We start from the raw sequence: 16,610 nt of genomic DNA on the forward strand, positions 1-16,610 counted from the left end.
AGCTGATTACAGCAAAGTACAATACCACTGATTTTATTCAACTACATTATACCCTGTTGTGAGGTGCATGAACAAGTTTTTCCACCTCGCGCACTTATAGTATAATTCAGTATTAAGACGCATCTAACTCCCTACTGCAGACAGCTCGGAGGGTAGTTCTTGCAATGCTTGTTCTACCGCTTTTAATAAGTCGTTTAGCGCCTGTTTCAAGATGTCTGACTGGGGATGGTCTGCTTCAGGGGCCGTGTGGTGTACGCGCTCCAGTACCGCCACCGGCTCATCGGTGCCCGCAACCGATAAGGCTATCAAGTTTGGTTTGATATGATGGATGAGGCGAGCTACTTCCTGCCAATTGTCGGCAGCAGCGGCAGCTCGTAGCTCCTGCACGTTGACAGGGATATTGGCCAGGAAAGACCGGATAAAGCGCTCTACAAACACAGTACGGCCCTGCGCTAACTCGCGCAGATGAGTTAGATCATACGTTGGAGTAGCCGCGCGGCCTAATAGCACTTCAATTTTATGATACAGCTCTTCTTCGTCGAAAGGCTTGGCTAGATAGTCGTTGAAGCCACCGGCAAGATAGCGCTCTACATCCGCCCGGAAGGCGTTGGCCGTGACGGCAATAACCGGAGTAGCAGCCCGTTTGGGGTCGGGCATTTCACGCAGGCGTTGCGTTACCTCCACCCCACTCATACCGGGCATTTGAATGTCCATCAGCACTACGTCGTAGGCATATTGCTCCAGCAAGGCCAAGGCTGCTGGGCCGCTCGTGGCTTCCTCGAGTACTACTCCCCAGGGCTCTAGCATCATGCGGGCCACCGTACGGTTGATGTGGTTATCTTCAACCAGCAGTATCCGGACGCCAGTTAAGTTGCCCGTATCAACGGTTTCTTCGGTTAGGGCCGGCAGGGCTTCGGCGGGTGCTTTAGGCAAGGTCAGTGTAAAGGCGAAGGTGCTTCCTTTGCCTACTTCACTTTCCAGGGTCAATTGGCCTCCCATTTGCTCCACCAACCCCCGCGAAATAGTGAGCCCTAAACCAGTGCCGCCGTGCTGCCGGGCGGTGTCGGCGTATGCCTGAGCAAAGCTTTCGAAAATGTAGGCCTGCTTCTCGGGCGCAATACCGGGGCCGGTGTCTTGCACGCTGAAGCGCACAGTGAGCGTATCCTTGGTTTCGCTGAGCATTTCCCCCTTGATAGTGATACGCCCCCGGGATGTGAATTTCACGGCGTTGCCAACTAGGTTTATTAAGATTTGGTTGAGCCGGTGCGCATCGCCTACTATCCAAGGCACCGGGCACGAATTGCGCAGCGGCACGCCTACCACCTCCAGGCCTTTCTCCTGCGCTTGCAAAACCAGAGGTTGCACGGCTGCTTCCATCGATTGGCACAGATTGAAGGGCAATTGCTCTAGTTCCAGCTTTCCCGCCGTGATTTTAGCCATTTCCAGCACATCGTTCAGCACGGCCAGCAAGTGCTGACCCGACGAACGGATAATGCGCACCAGTTCCTGCTGACGGGCGTCGAGGCGGGTTTTGGCCAGTTGGGCCGTCATGCCCAGCACCCCGTTCATGGGAGTGCGGATTTCGTGGCTCATGTTGGCCAGAAAGTTTTCGCGGGCCCGTGCGGTAGCTTCAGCTTCCTGCCGGGCCCGCTTCATTTCCTGCTCGGCCCGCACCCGGTCGGTTATGTCGTGCGAGTGCGAAATTACGTAGGGAGCTTGGCCCGGCTGGCGCACCACAAAATTGCGCGACAAAAGGTAGCGCAGTTCCTTGCTACTCTCTGGTTGTATCCGCAACACACCTTCCGCTTCCCCTTCATGTGCCATACGTGCTAGCTGAGCATCGAAAGCTTCGCGGTCGTCGGCCAGCAGGTACGCGGCAACATGCTGACCCAACAGTTCAGCAATTGGCCGGCCGATCAGCGCCGCCAAGGCAGGGTTCACGGAAAGAACTACACCGTTGAGGTCGTACGTGCAAATCAGCGCTTGCGCATAGTAAACTAGGTCGCGGTACTTTTTTTCACTTTGCGTTAGCGTGTGCTGCGCCTGTTTGAGGGCTGTAATATCTGTGCTCACCCCCAAAATATCTATGGTGCCATCGGGGCGCCGGAGTGGGCGTTTCACGCTTTGAAACCAGCGCTTCTCTCCTGTAGGCAGCGTGATAGGGTCTTCGGTTATCACCTCTTCGCCGGTGGCTAGCACGTAGGCATCGGCGCGAGCATAGTGGGCCCGTTCGCGGGCTTCTTGGCCCTCGGGGTCGGCAGCCACGCGGTCTTCCCGATTGCCCAAGGTTTGTTGGAAGTCGCGCATAGCTCGGTTCGCAAACGTAACGCGAGCATGCGAATCGCGCACGTAGATGAGGTTAGGCGAAGTATCGAGCACAAGCTGAGTGAACTCCTGCTGTTCCCGCAAGCGTGCTTCGCTGGCTCGTAGGCTCTCCTCCGCTTGCACCCGCGTGGTAATGTCGGCGAGGTAGATATTCACACAATCTTCCTCCTCGAATGGCACTACATACGCCTGCAAGTAATATTGCTGGGTTCGCACTTCGGCTTGCTGAGGCTGCTTCAGCCGCAAACTGCGCCTTGCTAAACTTCCAAGTCGCATGTGCAACCCGTGGAGCTCGGTTTCGGAAAGCTGACCGCGAAGCTGCTGAGCGGCCGGATTGGTATACACCTGCTCGCCCATTAGGTTCAGGCGCAGCAGCGGATTAGGGTTCAATTCAGGAATGCGGGCTAGCAAGCGCAGCTGCAATTCATCGGGCTCGTCTGTGGCTTGCGTAGATGCAGCGGCGGCAGCTTGCTCTAGCTCTCGAACGCGCTGCCAGGCCTGAGCTAATTCATGCTGTAGTTGTTCGAGAGAGGCAGGGTGGGACGATAGGGGAGCATTCATGGGAAAGAAAATAATTTTCGATGTAACACCTGACGCAACCTGACGCAAGGCCTGCAAACCGAAAACGCTTGTTGGGTGGGTTTGGAAGGTAGAATATAAAGCAAAAACTCGCCCTTCACGCTTCCATTTGGATTATCGTGAGGGGCGAGCTTTCAGTTGCTCACGTAGAATGTAAAAGAGCGGCCATTCTGGAAGCCTTACTAGCGCAAAGCCAGGGCGGCAGGCGCAACGGCCTCGCCTTGCCAGGCCTGGGTCAGTGCTTGGTCGCGGCCGTAGATATCGGGTAGCACCCGGAGCCGGTCGCCATCGGCTTCGCAAGTGAGGTAACGCACCAGCAGCGGCACAGGCGCCTGCAAGCCGAATCCTTTGGTTTCGCTGCGGTTGAGGCTGGTTTGCAGGTCTTGGGCTCGGTCATCGGCGCGGGCCGGGTTGTCGCGCTGCAAAAGAAAACGGGCCAGCTCTAGCGGCTTCTCAACCCGAATGCAGCCGTGACTCAACGCGCGGTTGGTGGCCCGAAATGCCGCTTTAGTAGGGGTATCGTGCAAGTAGATGGAGTACGGATTAGCAAACCGAAACACCACATTACCCAACGCATTATCAGCCGACGGCAGCTGACGGATCTGATAGGCGAACGTCTCGGGCTGTACTTGTTTCCAATTCACCCGGTACGGGTTCACGCGCTTACCGGCCGCCGTAAACAGCTCAAACCCTCTTTCCGTCAGGCTGCTTGGGTCGCGCCGGAGCTTGGGCAGCATTTCGTTGGCGCTAATGCTTTGCGGCACGCGCCACTCCGGGGCCGCTTGGAAAAACGTTAGCCGACTGAAAAGCTCTGGCGTCGGCGTTGCCGTTTTGCCCACCACCACGCGGTGAGTAGCCACCACTTTAGCCCCCCGCACTACTTGCAGGCTATACGCTGGAATATTAACTGCTAAGTAGAGCGAGTCAGCACGGGGCTCCCAGCGCAGACGCTCCAGATTCAGCGCCACGGATAACGCCATGCGCTCGGCGGCCACACTGTCGGTTTGCAGCAGGCGCTGCCAAGCCCACACCAGACGCACGTAGCTACGCGAAGTAGGCTGAGCCGTCAGCATATACTCAGTGAAGTTCCCGCTGCGCACGGCCTGCTGTAAATGGGCCACGGCGTCGAAAATCGGCTCGCCCGCAAGCTGGGCCGGACGAAGGTTAGGGTCGGTTATGCGGCCATCGTGCAAGTGATATGCGAAGCGCAACAGGGCAGCAGTAATCTGATGCTCGGTGCGCACGCGCAGCTGCATCGACTGCGCCCCACCCTGGGTTAACGAGTCCAGCATGGTTTGCAAGAGCACTACATTGTACTCGGCCGGCTTGAGGCCAAAGCGTTGCGCCTGGGTCAGCAACTGCAAGGCAGCTTGGGCTTCTGGTGTGGGGCCATCCAGCTGTGTCCAAACCGGAGCGTACTCCAAGCGGGAATAGAATGCGCTAATCAGACCTGCACTAGCCTTCGTTGCCTGCATGCGCAGCGCAGCCGCCACGCTAGCATCTAGGGGCTCCGCGGTCCGGCTCATGCCTAATGCGCCCACATTCGCTGCAACCATCACTAAGAATAGTGCCCCGGTGCGGCGCAATGGTGCCCAGGCTGACTTAGAAACCACTGGCAACGCCTGTGGTTGGCGTTGAAACCGAGGAAAAAGTAGTTGAAGCAGCGTGTATAAAGAAGTTTTCATAGCAGGAAAGCAGAGCAGCAATCAGAGGTCTTTATCAACCCTTGATCAAAGCTACCTCGGCGACTTTCCCTATTCTGAATTACTACTCCAACGTAGTATAATCCTCTGCGAACTAATATAATTTGTCGCCGAACGTTAGCGTGTATTTCCGTGGTTAACCCCAGAAATGCAGACCGCACAGCCCTGCCCGATTTAGCTGGATTGTGCTGCGAACCTACTAGGTCTTCCGAGCGGCTAAGCCACGAGAAGCTTGGTCGACTCCAGGAAAGCGTGGGCGCATGAAACTTTCAAAGCCTAGTAAGCTGTATCTTTGCAACCTTATTATGGAAACCAAGAAAGTTGCCTTTTACACGCTGGGCTGCAAGCTCAATTTCTCGGAAACGTCAGCTATTGGGCGGCAATTCGAGGAACATGGCTTCGAGAAAGTAGCCTTTGAAGACGCGGCCGACATCTACGTCATCAATACCTGCTCCGTCACGGACCACGCCGACCGTAAGTGCCGGAAAGTGGTAAAGGAAGCCCTGAAGCACAACCCCGAGGCGTTTGTGACGGTGGTAGGCTGCTACGCGCAGCTTAAGCCACAGGAAATTGCCGAGATTCCCGGGGTGCATGCCGTTTTGGGCGCAGCCGAGAAATTTCAGTTAGTTGAAACACTGGCCGGCTTTCGTAAGCCGACACCCGGCCAGCCAGGCCAGGTGTACGCCTCTCCAATTTCGGCGGCTACCGAGTTTCATGCAGCTCAGTCTTATGGCGAGCGGACGCGCACTTTCTTGAAAGTGCAGGATGGCTGCGACTACTCCTGCTCGTTCTGCACCATTCCACTGGCCCGCGGCCATAGCCGCTCCAACTCCGTGCAGAGTGTAGTAGACCGGGTGCAGGCGCTAGCCGGAACCGGTGTTAAGGAAGTTGTGCTAACTGGCGTCAACCTAGGCGACTTTGGGTTGCAAGGGCCGGAGCGCGAGCGGAAAGAAAATTTTTATGACTTGGTGCGGGCCTTAGATGAAGTGGAAGGCATCGAGCGGTTTCGCATTAGCAGCTGCGAGCCGAACTTGCTGTCCGACGAGATTATTCGGTTTGTGGCGCGCTCTAAGCGGTTTATGCCCCATTTCCACATCCCGTTGCAGTCGGGTTCCAACAAGATTCTGGGGTTGATGCGCCGCCGTTACCGCCGCGAGTTGTACGTGGAGCGGGTACGGCTTATAAAGGAAGTAATGCCCCACGCCTGTATTGGCGTTGACGTAATAGTGGGTTTCCCGGGCGAAACTGAAGCTGATTTTCTGGAAACGTACCAGTTCCTCAACGAGTTAGACGTAAGCTACTTGCACGTCTTTCCGTATTCAGAGCGCGAAAACACGCTAGCCCCCACCTTGCCTGGCCGCGTGCAGGACCGCCACCGCCACGAACGCACCACGCAGTTGCGTAGCCTCTCGGAAAAGAAAAAGCGGCATTTCTACGAACAGCACGTGGGGACCGAAACCGCCGTGCTGTTTGAGGACGACGTAACCAACGGTCATATGGAGGGCTTTACACCCAACTACATCCGCGTTACGGCCAAATACGACCCTTTATTAGTTGGAGAGTTGAAGCGCCTGCGCCTGACAGCCGTGAATCCACAAAACATAATGGAAGCGGAAGAGCTAGGCATAGAAGTTTTTCAGCACTAGCTGAAGTCAATAAACATTGCGGATAGGAAAAAGGCCTGGCACCGTTAAGTGGAAACCAGGCCTTTTTCTTATCCGCACTCTTTATTACCGTGCTAATTGCCGCTGCATCAACTCCATCATCTGTTGCATGAGGCGCTGCTGTTCCTGTAAGTGTTGGTTACGCAACTCTGCCATAGCTAATTGGTGCGCCATCTGCTGCGTGTAAAGTGCCGTTTGCCAACTTGCATCGTTAGTCGTCGCAGGTGCAGTAGGTATAGGTGTAGCCGCTGCGGCCGGACTGGCTACCGCAGGTTGCGGTACTGGCTGCGCGGGCACGGGCGGAATTGGCTCATTTGCGAAAGGAGTTGGTTCGGCCGCCGGCTTTGTTGCTGGGAGCGCCGCTTCAGCTTCTACTGGTTGAGAAACTGTTTTCGGCTTCGAGTCCTGGGGTTCAACTGGCGGGGATTGCGCCGTTGCTACCGATGTAGCCGGAGCTACTTTTGCTGCTGGGGCTGATTTGGCCTCCTGAACTGGAGCAAAATTTCCGTCAACTAGCATAGGGCCTTCACCCTGCAACAACCAATCTTTGGATACATCTGGATATACCTCAAACACCTTACACAAAAGGTCAAAACCAGGCTTGTTCCTTTCATCCACCAAATGCTGAATAACGGTTGCTGTCTTGTCTAGTGATGCAGCAAAGGCATTTTTGCTTATCCCCAAATGAGCAATAAGTTGAGTAAAGCGTTGACCTACAGTTTCTGACTCTGCCATAATATGATACCTTTGCAACAAATGTATAAAATATATCCATACATTGGCAGTAGTATTAATAGCTACTCACTCTAGTTGATTTCCACAGGTTAGATGCTACATACAGCAGCTTATCCTTGTGACTCGGCTGATATACTGAGCCAGATCCTCCAGAATTGCACGCCTTGATTGTAGCCTTTAAATCGGCTCTATGCCATTGGCTTCGATCCGCGCGTAAGAAGAGCTGTTTCCTTGTCTGCATTCCTGATACTGCATACTTGCGAAGTATAGGTTTCTAAAACAGAGCTAGCTAGTAAGTAGGTAGTGGTTCGGGCATGCCAGGAGCAAAACATTCATCTATAGTCCTTGTGGAATGACTATGGGTGCTCCAGTAAATGTCTTATTGCGGTTTGTGCAGCGACCTTACACGGACACGCTACACGTGTATAGGCGGCACTCGCTTTGCTTTGGTCAGGGCAAAACCGGGTTAGCTCTACTCCTACTAGCGCAAATCCTTTCTACGCGAGTAGCTCAACTCAGTAGTAGTAAGTGAAGGTTGCTAGCATAGCAATAGGCGTTGTCTTATCGACAATGAAAAACGTAGCGTCAATTAAAAACAGACGAAACGTCTTTGGCACTACAGCAATAGCTACAGTTCGGTAGAGCATATACAATTCGCAGCACAGAGTACATTTCAATTCCTTTGTTGGTAGCTATAGAGGTTTCCGTATGGGAAACGACAGAACAGCCAAGGCTAAGTGTTAATACCAGGAGAGCTACCAGTCAGCCGATAGAGAAACTGGAATGACTAAAGTGTTAACTGTTCTCTCTGCACCTGTTATTGATAGTGCTTCCTACTACTTATGCTTTGGAGTCGAAGCACTAGTGCAGCATTGGAGAGCTGAACTGAAAAAGTTTCTTCAAGATGCTCTGCCCTCTACTCGTAGCGCAGGCTTTCAATGGGGTCGAGGCCGGCGGCTTTGCTGGCGGGATAATACCCGGAGGCCAGTCCAACCGTAACGCAGATTACGAGCCCTAGGATCATCCAGAACCAGGGCACCAGGAAAGTGCCTTCGCCCACAAACAGCGACACGGCATTGCCCATGGAAACGCCCAAGATGATGCCGAGCATCCCCCCCATAAGGCAAATGACAATGGCTTCAATCAGGAATTGCTGGCGAATCTGAAAGGCAGTTGCGCCTAACGCTTTGCGAATACCAATCTCGCGGGTGCGCTCCGTAACCGACACCATCATGATATTCATCAACGCAATGCTGGCGCCAAGCAACGTAATAAATCCTACCAAGAAGCCCCCCATTTTGAGTCCCCCTGACAACTCGTCGAGTTTGGCGGCCATGGAGTCAGAGCGCTCTACATCGAAGCTGTCTTCCTGGCTCAACGGGTCGTGGCGTACGGCGCGCATGATACCGGTGGCTTGACCAGTCAAGTAGTTGAGTTCTTCGGGCTTAGGGGTGGCTGTTTTTACGTCGAAAGTGAGGGCGCGCTGCCGTGGTAATTGGTTGCCGGTTTCCAGCGGAATCAGCACGAGACGGTCGGCGCCACCGCCCTGACCGGTACTGCCGCTTTTTTCGAGCATGCCAACTACCAAAAAGCGGCGGCCTAGCAAATACACATACTTACCGAGCGGACTTTCTGTAGGATAGAGTTTTTCTTTAACCTCCGAGCCAATTATGGCCACGTTCGTACCGTTTTCTAGCTCCAGCGGCGAGAAGGCACGCCCCATTCCGAGGTTGTAGCTTTGAATTTGCAGGTAGTTTTCGTCGCCGGCAACTACTTGCACGTTCGGATTGGTTTTCTGACCATTGGCTTTTACTTCGGTAGCGCCCGAGATAAAAGCAGAAATACCCACCTTGGCCTCGTCGCCGAGTGCCTGCTTGTACTTTTTAGCTTGCAGCAAACTAATTGGCGGGTAAATCCGCCCCTGCACCCCGCCCCGCCGGAACCGGTTGGTGTAGCCTTTCGCCTTCATTTCAAAGGAGTTGGCTCCCAAGCTGGCGAAGGTTTGATTCAGGGAATACTTCATGGCGTCGATAGCCGTTAGAATTCCAACCAAAGCCATGATGCCGATGCTCACAATGAGGGCCGTTAGAACGGTGCGCAGCAGATTACTTTGAATGGAACGGAAAGCCTCCTTGATGTTTTCTAGCAGATGCATAACGACCGAACAAAAAGGCGCGAGCGGCGCAGATTCCAGCTTAACTTAACAACCAAAATAGCCGTTCTAGGAGCTGGATGGGGCACGCAATGTAGTGGGTTTCCGGCAGATTTAAGACGCCCTTAGCCGACGTTAGCAGAGGCCAATGATATTTGATTATTTTAATTTTATAGTTTCTCCAATAGGTCCAACTTTCGAACATTATTCCTTAAATTAGGCTTCACTGAAAACGTAGCTATACTTTCTACCTTACTTTGTTTTCAGCTTGTCAAGCGCTTCTAGTAGCGTTTCTGCGTTTCGCACTCAACTTCTGCTTATGTCTTTTTCTCGTTTGCTGCTGCTGCTACTGCTTGCTACGGGCTTAGCTGCTCCCATGACGGCTCGCGCCAATCATGTACTTATTCCGATGGACGATACGCAGAAAGAGCACCTGAAAGCGTATGGCATTGCCTACTGGCTGCTTACCAAGCAGGTGGAGGTAGACTGGCTGCTCAACTACCGTGGCGGCTCTTTTGCCTGTGAGGTAGCGGCGGGCGTGGAAAATGAAATGGCGGTGCGCAACGTCAGCTACCAAGTCATCAGCGAAGCGCAATACACCAGTATTCTTTCGGAAATAGCCGACCCTAATGCCAACATGGACGTGATGAAGTTGGAGAAGGTGCCCAAAATTGCGGTGTACACGCCCAAAGGCAAGCAGCCCTGGGACGACGCCGTAACGATGGTACTAGGCTACGCCGAAATTCCTTACGACCAGATTTATGATGACGAGGTGCTGGATGGTAAGCTGCCTAAATACGACTGGCTGCACTTGCACCACGAGGATTTTACTGGCCAAAACGGTAAGTTTTACTCTATGTACCGCAACCGGCCCTGGTACCAGCAGCAAATCCGGGATGCCGAAGCCGCCGCCAAGCGCCACGGTTTCTCCAAAACCTCGCAGATGAAGGCCGCTGTGGTGACTAAGATGCAAGAGTTTATTGCGGGTGGAGGCTTCCAGTTTGCCATGTGCTCGGCCACCGACACCTACGATATTGCTTTGGCTGGCTTAGGCGTAGATATGGCCGAAAGCATGTACGACGGTGACCCCGCCGATCCGGCCGCGCAAAGCAAGCTTAACTTTAACCGCACGCTGGCTTTCAAAGACTTCCAGATTGTGCGCGACCCTTATGTGTACGAGTTCAGCAATATCGACATGGACCCGCGCGAACGGGGCGTGTACGAAGACAACGACTACTTCCAGCTCTTCACTTTCTCGGCCAAGTACGACCCGGTGCCGACCATGCTCACGCAGGACCACGAGAAAACCATTAAGGGCTTTATGGGTCAGACCACCGCATTCCGCAAAAGCCTGATTAAGTCGGATGTGGTGGTGATGGGTGACAACAAGGCCTCGGGTGAGGTGCGCTACATGCACGGCACGCTAGGTAAAGGCACCTGGACCTTTTACGGAGGCCACGACCCCGAAGACTATCAGCACTTGGTAGAAGAAGAACCTACCGATTTAGCGCTACACCCTAATTCGCCCGGCTACCGCCTGATTCTGAACAACGTACTGTTCCCAGCGGCCAAGAAAAAGAAGCAAAAGACTTGATTTGTAGTACTAATAAAAGCGAGTCCTTCCGCTGAAGAAGAAATCTGAGAAGCCTCTCGATGGCTCACTTAGTTTTCTTCTTCAGCGGAAGGACTCGCTTTTGTGGTTTCTATTGTTCGGTTTCTAACTGGATTACGAGCCGGTCAGGTCCTAGCTGAGAATCAGTGTAATGACAGGTCCATTTATCGGCTGGCGTGATGCCTTGGATGGTATGGCCATCTTCGATAACGGCTCCGTTTTCGAAGGTATAGTAACTGTAATTCAGTAGCACGCCTACCACTTCATTTGGGTCAAGGTTAGCGAAGCGGATTTGAAAATCCGGCAGGCCCAGCGCGTGCATCCCCAGCGTATCAAGAAACATTTCCTGGGTGTTGCTGTCGGCAATATTGAAAAAACGTACGTTCAGCAAGCCTTCCAGCACGGCTGGTCCTCGTTCTAGATAAGCGGCCGGCTCTACCACTTTGTCGCTGGTTGTAAAGTAGATGGCCTGCGGATTAAGGATTCGCACAAAAGCATCCAGTGCCTTCTGAAACAACTCCACCCGAACGGTGTAGTCGAGGGTGCGCGTTAGAAAGTCGGTTACAATGACTTCGTGCTCACAGGCGTTTACCACGGTGGCGGCTTCAGGCCAATGCCAACTTTGCTGCAAGGCTGCCGCCAGATAATCGGCTCCGGAGGGTTTTTCCGCGGCGGCTACCATCAATTGTGCGGGCACCTGCTTGCCATCGTTGAAGGTGACAGGATAGTCCGGGAAAAAGTACAGAAGAGAGTCGGTGGGGTTATCGACCTGGTCGAAATCTTTTCGTAGCGCAGCCGCCAAAACAGCTGCGTCTAAGGCAGGCTTATCAGTAAAAAGCAGCCGAGCCGTTAACAATTCCGGAACATTACTGTCTTCCATGGCACAACGTTTTGGATAGTAAAAAGAAGGCTGATTTGTTTAGAGGGCAGCATAAAAGGCTTTTCTCACGTACTTTCCTAAGCCCAGCCATTGTCATCCGGTTAACGGCATTCGGCCTTTGGCCGCAAAAACGGCTCATATTCTTCTAAACCAACCCTTTATGAATTCCGAGCAAACCAACTACGGCTTATCTATTAGTCAGGAAGAGCTGAACGCCCCGGAACCATTTCTTAACCCCCTACCCCGCGCCGTCCTACGCTTCAACACCCACATATTGCTTGATGGCGACTGGCGCTTTGCCTTAGATACCGAGGATACTGGCCTGCGTGATGGTTGGCACCTAGGTCATTACTACGAACACCGGGCCCAGTGGCCGGGCTCGGTTGAAGAGCACATAGCCCAGGCGCATGGCCAGCAAGAGCCCGCCACCTGGCAGGACAGCGTAGTAGCCTGGTATGAGCGTGAGTTTCCGATGCCCGAAATGGGTGAGTCGCTGAACCGCTCTATGCTGCAGCTCACTTTCGGAGCCTGTGGCTACGAAACCCGTGTCTGGCTCAACGGCCGCCTGTTGCGCACCATTGAAGGCGAAGAAATTCATTACGGGGAGTACACGTCGTTTTCCTACGAGTTGCAGGCCGAATACCTGCGCCCTGTGAATCGACTAACGGTACGCGTAGCCGATACGCTGGACGCCGAAACGCCGCGGGGCAAGCAAGAGTCGCACGTTTACAAGCGCGGGGGCATTTGGTACCAGACGTCCACTGGCGCCGTGCGCAGCATCTGGCTGGAAATGGTAGAGCGTAACCGCCTCCGCTCTCGGGTGGGCGTAGTAAGCGTGGTGGAAGACCAATTAGTCCGCTTCACCCTCACGCCCCGCATTCACGACCCAGGCGACTACACACTACGCTTGCAAGTGTTCGAGCGAAACGCCCAGCCAGAGGCAGCCCCTCTGGCTGCTTCCGATTTTCCGTTGCGCCTCGAAGCCGGACAACGGCAGCAGCGCGTGGTGATGGAATTACCGGACGCTCGTCTTTGGTCGCCTGAGTCACCAAATCTTTACCGACTCGTAGCTCAGCTTGTCGATAAAGATGGCTATGTGGCTCAAATTGAAACGTATTTCGGTTTGCGCAAAATCGAGGCGCGAGGCCGCTACGTGTACCTCAACAATCAGCCGATCTATTTGGATGGCATTCTGTACCAGCCCGGCACGGCTACTTATGCCGAAATCAGGCGGCATATGTACGCCATGAAAGAGCTGGGCTGCAACTTGGTGCGCGTGCACATTGCCGGCGTCGACCCGCGCATCTACAACCTAGCCGACGAGCTGGGGCTGCTGCTGTGGGTGGAAGTACCGAGCCCGCACAGTTCCACCGCTCGTAGCCGTGAAAACCACAAGGCCGAATTGCTGCGCATGCTCACGTTGATTGGCACGCACCCTGCCGTCGTTATCTGGAGCCTCTACAACGAAGACTGGGGGGCCCAGGACATTGCCACTAACCCCGAAACCCAGCGCTACATTGTGGAAATGTACCACTTCATGCAGATAGCGCACCCCCAATTTCTGGTGGTCGATAACGACGGCTGGCACCACATTTCCTACGAAGGCCGTCTGAAATCCGACCTCCTCACGGCCCACCTCTACACCCCCGACCTGCGCCGCTGGCAAGAATTGCTCGACCGGTTGGTACAAGGCGAGTTGGAAGGCACTGCCGCATTTCCTCTCGTTGTTGGCGACCCGTTTTTCTACCGCAAGCAAGTGCCCCTGCTGGTTAGCGAGTGGGGCGGTTTTGGCTTCCCCGACTACGGCGGTCCGAAAGACGCCGAGAGCCGCACCGAAGACATTCGCTTGTTCAAGCAAGAGCTACGCGCCCGCCCCATTGCCGGCGACGTTTATACCCAGGCCACGAACATAGAAGACGAGCGCAACGGACTTATTGACCCTCATACCGGTGCCTTGTCGGTACCGCCGGGACTGCTGAACTCACGTCGTTCCAATAGCCCTGAAGCACCGAAACTAGAGCAATAACCTGTTTTTTTCAGCAAGTTTTGCGCATCTAGCACAGCAAATGGCCACTTCCTATCTACTTAGGAAGTGGCCATTTAGCTTACTTGTAGTAAAGTAGTAGTCAAACTACACCTGGGGTACGCTCAAGGATTGGCATTGTTTAACGGGCACCTGCTGTTTGCCTGTTGCTCCTAATGCATCCGGTCGTCGCGGACGGGTAGGTTTGTTACGATTTCACCTTCCAGCTTGAGTAGCTCCTGCAGGCGAATTTCCACCTCTTTTGGGTCGCAGTATTCTTTGGCCAAATCGACATAGCTCACAAAATGCCCTGCTTCCGACACCATCAGTTCGTAGTAAAATTTGCTGAGGTCGGGGTCGGGAATGTGCTTCCAGAGCAGCTTGAACCGCTCGCAGCTGCGGGCTTCGATGAGGGCCGATACTAGGAGCTGGTCCATGAGTTGTCGCTCGCGAGGACCACCTTTGCGCACGTGGGCCAACAGTTGCACTACATACTCGTCGCGGCGAGGACGCCCGAGTTGGTAGCCGCGCTTGCGCAGTTCCAGTAGTACCCGCTCGAAATGGCTCCACTCCTCGGCTACCAAATCAGTTAGCTCATCTACTAACCGGGTTTTCTCGGGATAGTGGATAATCATGCTGATGCCCGTACTTGCCGCTTTCTGTTCACACCAGGCATGATCGACAAGAATGTCCTCGATGTTTTTGCTGGCAATATCCACCCACCGAGGGTCGGTATTGAGCTTGAGTTTGAGGATAGTTTTTTCTCTTTCCTGAGGTTCCATATAAGCTATGCGTAAATCCTATTAAAGCAGCTAGTGCTTTGCTGACCTAGATGGTTCCGTTTGCTTCCTCTTTGGGCAGTTACAGCAGGCCGTTCGCTTACTTGCTTCTTACCACTAAGATACTCGGCAGTGTCTCGGCTTAGTCGAAGAACTGCCAGCGGATGCCAAACTCAAACCGCCGGGGTAGGCTAGTATAGTAGGGCGTCACAAAATACCCGTCGCGCAACAACCCCTGATTGATATAGGCCATTTTCAGGAAGACGGCTACTGTACGAATGTCGCCACTTACGAATACATCGGCCACTGCGAAATTGGCAGCCGTGAAGTGGTTTTGCAGGAAGAACTGTTGGGTGCTAGGGCTGTAGTCGTAAGGCTTCCAGCTCGATTGATAATACACTTCCGCTCCTATTTGCCCAAACAGCGCTTTCTTGAACACGTAGCCCTGATAATATACCTTGCTGTTGGTAATCAGGTCGGGAATACGAATTTCATCTACCTGACCACCCCTCGTTACGTGAACTTGGTTGTCGAAAAACAAGTTGCCAACGCTAAACCGGTGGCGCACCGAAGCAGTAAGCAATTGCCGGGGTGTACTTGACTGTGCAGGCTCAGCAAATTCGTCGTAATACACAAGATTACTGACGTTTATGACAGATGCCGACGCTTCCAAGCGCTGCCGCCCCAACGTCTGGTCAAGGCGTGCTGTGAGTTGATTGACTTGCGTAAATTGAAGGTCTAAGTCCTCCTTATAAGCTGATTTGCTGGCATCAAAGTCTTTGCCCCAACGGTAGTGGTTGCCACTAAATCGCACCTGCGTGAGCGTAGGAGAGTAACTAGTGCTCAGCAATTCTCCGCTAAGCGGTCCGAGCCGAGCCACAGCACGTGCCCAATATTCCTTCGGAAAGGCATACTCTCCGGCAGTTTCGACAGCAAATATTTTATAGCGGAAATCAGCCGTACCACCAACAAAAAGATTAGTGTAAGGGTCGACTTGAGCCGGAACGGTAATACCCGGCTCGCCAACGCGCCGGCGCGTAGTCAGCGAGGCATTGCGAATGCGGCTATAGAGACGATACGTTACCGTTTCGGAGCGGCCTAATACGCCTACTGTATTTTCCACTTGATGCAACTCGGCTCGGTCGTCGGTAGCTGTTCGGCTCAGGAACTTCACCGCAAAAAAGTTTATATCATCAGTGCTACCTGGAGTATTTGTAATATTTCCAAAAGCATCTTGAAAGCGGTTCATCTGCCGACGCCAGTCAACGATATGGTATGCGGTAAGACCACGGCCGAGAAGACGATAACTTTGGACAAAGCGGAGGCCGTCGCGGTGCTCTACATTAGTGGCCAGAAATAAACGAGGAATTTCATCCCCATAACCAAATAAGTCTCCTGGTACCCTGTCTGCACGACGGGTTGTGTCTCCGTTTACTACTAAATTGTCTTTTTGAGGCTGAATTCCCCCTTGCTCTACAGATCGATGGCGCACGTTGCTGTAGTTGAACAGCGCGTGGTAGCGTTCGTCGGTGCTTTGAAAGCGGGCAAAGAGCAGGAAGTTGGTGTGTTCTACTAAGCCTGAACGCGAAACTGTGGAGTACAACTTATTGGCAGCAAAACGCTCGTAAGCCAAACCTACACTGGCGTTCTTGTTGATGCTACGCGTGTACGACAGCTCGAATACCTGCTCGCCGTAGCTGCCTTGAATGAAGCGAAAGAACGTATAGGGCGACTTGGTATCGTAGTAGGGAATGGTAGACGGGTCGCGGACGTACCGGTCGAAAACATTACGACCCAAGCGAGTGCCTAGCTGCGTATTAGTACGCCACAGCAGTGGCCGGGCGGCCGTACCAACGTGCCCCAAGTCCTGATAGAAAGTGCTGTCGTGGTACCAGTTGCGGGCCGAGGGAAAATTGGTAAGCGTGGTGTCAATGATGCGCCCCTCGGTTCGGTCGCGCAGCACGTCTTCCTCCCGAATAATCCGAGTGGTGCGGGCACCGTAGAGGTTTCTGGTGGAATCGTCGAGGATCTGGGCCCGTACGGTGGTATTGCTGGCTAGCAAGAGCAGCACGGGCACCAACACCAGCAGGCAGCACCGAAACTGGTTCAGAAAAACCATGGGCTGGCGCAGCGGGCTACAAGTTGAAAACGCGGAGAA

Annotated in this window: 10 protein-coding genes; 3 read left to right on the forward strand and 7 right to left on the reverse strand. The window is 53.7% G+C overall.

Going from position 1 to position 16,610, the window contains the following annotated elements; translation table 11 throughout:
* Positions 1-123: 123 nt before the first annotated feature.
* Together P1X16_RS10305 and P1X16_RS10310 are read right to left on the reverse strand one after the other, a co-directional pair.
* Complete coding sequence (locus tag P1X16_RS10305) at positions 124-2,886, reverse strand: PAS domain-containing hybrid sensor histidine kinase/response regulator (RefSeq protein WP_277228396.1); 2,763 nt, start codon at positions 2,884-2,886, stop codon at positions 124-126.
* Between the two features lie 200 nt (positions 2,887-3,086).
* Positions 3,087-4,589, reverse strand: a complete 1,503-nt coding sequence (locus P1X16_RS10310; protein WP_277228399.1) for a L,D-transpeptidase family protein — start codon at positions 4,587-4,589, stop codon at positions 3,087-3,089.
* A gap of 323 nt (positions 4,590-4,912) precedes the next feature.
* Here P1X16_RS10310 and mtaB point away from each other — a divergent pair, with 323 nt between their 5' ends.
* Complete coding sequence (gene mtaB / locus P1X16_RS10315) at positions 4,913-6,253, forward strand: tRNA (N(6)-L-threonylcarbamoyladenosine(37)-C(2))-methylthiotransferase MtaB (protein WP_277228403.1); 1,341 nt, start codon at positions 4,913-4,915, stop codon at positions 6,251-6,253.
* Between the two features lie 84 nt (positions 6,254-6,337).
* On the opposite strand, the gene P1X16_RS10320 is transcribed toward mtaB, so the two are convergent.
* Complete coding sequence (locus tag P1X16_RS10320) at positions 6,338-7,006, reverse strand: hypothetical protein (protein WP_277228406.1); 669 nt, start codon at positions 7,004-7,006, stop codon at positions 6,338-6,340.
* A gap of 916 nt (positions 7,007-7,922) precedes the next feature.
* Complete coding sequence (locus tag P1X16_RS10325; protein WP_277228409.1) at positions 7,923-9,161, reverse strand: ABC transporter permease; 1,239 nt, start codon at positions 9,159-9,161, stop codon at positions 7,923-7,925.
* A gap of 316 nt (positions 9,162-9,477) precedes the next feature.
* Between P1X16_RS10325 and P1X16_RS10330 the strand changes: the two genes are divergently transcribed.
* On the forward strand, positions 9,478-10,752 hold the full coding sequence (locus P1X16_RS10330; protein WP_277228412.1) for an asparagine synthetase B: 1,275 nt from the start codon (positions 9,478-9,480) through the stop codon (positions 10,750-10,752).
* Positions 10,753-10,861: 109 nt separating this feature from the next.
* On the opposite strand, the gene P1X16_RS10335 is transcribed toward P1X16_RS10330, so the two are convergent.
* Positions 10,862-11,650 (reverse strand): DUF4261 domain-containing protein, encoded by a 789-nt coding sequence (locus P1X16_RS10335; protein ID WP_277228415.1) that lies wholly within the window; start codon positions 11,648-11,650, stop codon positions 10,862-10,864.
* A gap of 160 nt (positions 11,651-11,810) precedes the next feature.
* Between P1X16_RS10335 and P1X16_RS10340 the strand changes: the two genes are divergently transcribed.
* Entirely contained in the window at positions 11,811-13,676 is a 1,866-nt protein-coding gene (locus P1X16_RS10340; protein ID WP_277228418.1) for a sugar-binding domain-containing protein, read from the forward strand.
* 170 nt (positions 13,677-13,846) lie between these two features.
* Here the strand turns inward: P1X16_RS10340 and P1X16_RS10345 are convergent, their stop codons facing one another.
* Together P1X16_RS10345 and P1X16_RS10350 are read right to left on the reverse strand one after the other, a co-directional pair.
* Complete coding sequence (locus P1X16_RS10345; RefSeq protein WP_277228421.1) at positions 13,847-14,455, reverse strand: tRNA-(ms[2]io[6]A)-hydroxylase; 609 nt, start codon at positions 14,453-14,455, stop codon at positions 13,847-13,849.
* Between the two features lie 139 nt (positions 14,456-14,594).
* Positions 14,595-16,571, reverse strand: coding sequence for a putative porin (locus tag P1X16_RS10350; RefSeq protein WP_277228424.1), 1,977 nt, complete (start codon positions 16,569-16,571; stop codon positions 14,595-14,597).
* Positions 16,572-16,610: the final 39 nt, after the last annotated feature.

It is taken from the genome of Hymenobacter sp. YC55, assembly GCF_029433095.1.
GTDB lineage: Bacteria > Bacteroidota > Bacteroidia > Cytophagales > Hymenobacteraceae > Hymenobacter.

Coding starts and splice junctions, on each gene's coding strand:
- P1X16_RS10345 (WP_277228421.1), bottom strand. CDS start 14,455: ATGGAACCTCAGGAAAGAGAAAAAACTATCCTCAAACTCAAGCTCAAT.
- P1X16_RS10325 (WP_277228409.1), bottom strand. CDS start 9,161: ATGCATCTGCTAGAAAACATCAAGGAGGCTTTCCGTTCCATTCAAAGT.
- P1X16_RS10330 (WP_277228412.1), top strand. CDS start 9,478: ATGTCTTTTTCTCGTTTGCTGCTGCTGCTACTGCTTGCTACGGGCTTA.
- P1X16_RS10340 (WP_277228418.1), top strand. CDS start 11,811: ATGAATTCCGAGCAAACCAACTACGGCTTATCTATTAGTCAGGAAGAG.
- P1X16_RS10335 (WP_277228415.1), bottom strand. CDS start 11,650: ATGGAAGACAGTAATGTTCCGGAATTGTTAACGGCTCGGCTGCTTTTT.
- P1X16_RS10305 (WP_277228396.1), bottom strand. CDS start 2,886: ATGAATGCTCCCCTATCGTCCCACCCTGCCTCTCTCGAACAACTACAG.
- P1X16_RS10320 (WP_277228406.1), bottom strand. CDS start 7,006: ATGGCAGAGTCAGAAACTGTAGGTCAACGCTTTACTCAACTTATTGCT.
- mtaB (WP_277228403.1), top strand. CDS start 4,913: ATGGAAACCAAGAAAGTTGCCTTTTACACGCTGGGCTGCAAGCTCAAT.
- P1X16_RS10310 (WP_277228399.1), bottom strand. CDS start 4,589: ATGAAAACTTCTTTATACACGCTGCTTCAACTACTTTTTCCTCGGTTT.
- P1X16_RS10350 (WP_277228424.1), bottom strand. CDS start 16,571: ATGGTTTTTCTGAACCAGTTTCGGTGCTGCCTGCTGGTGTTGGTGCCC.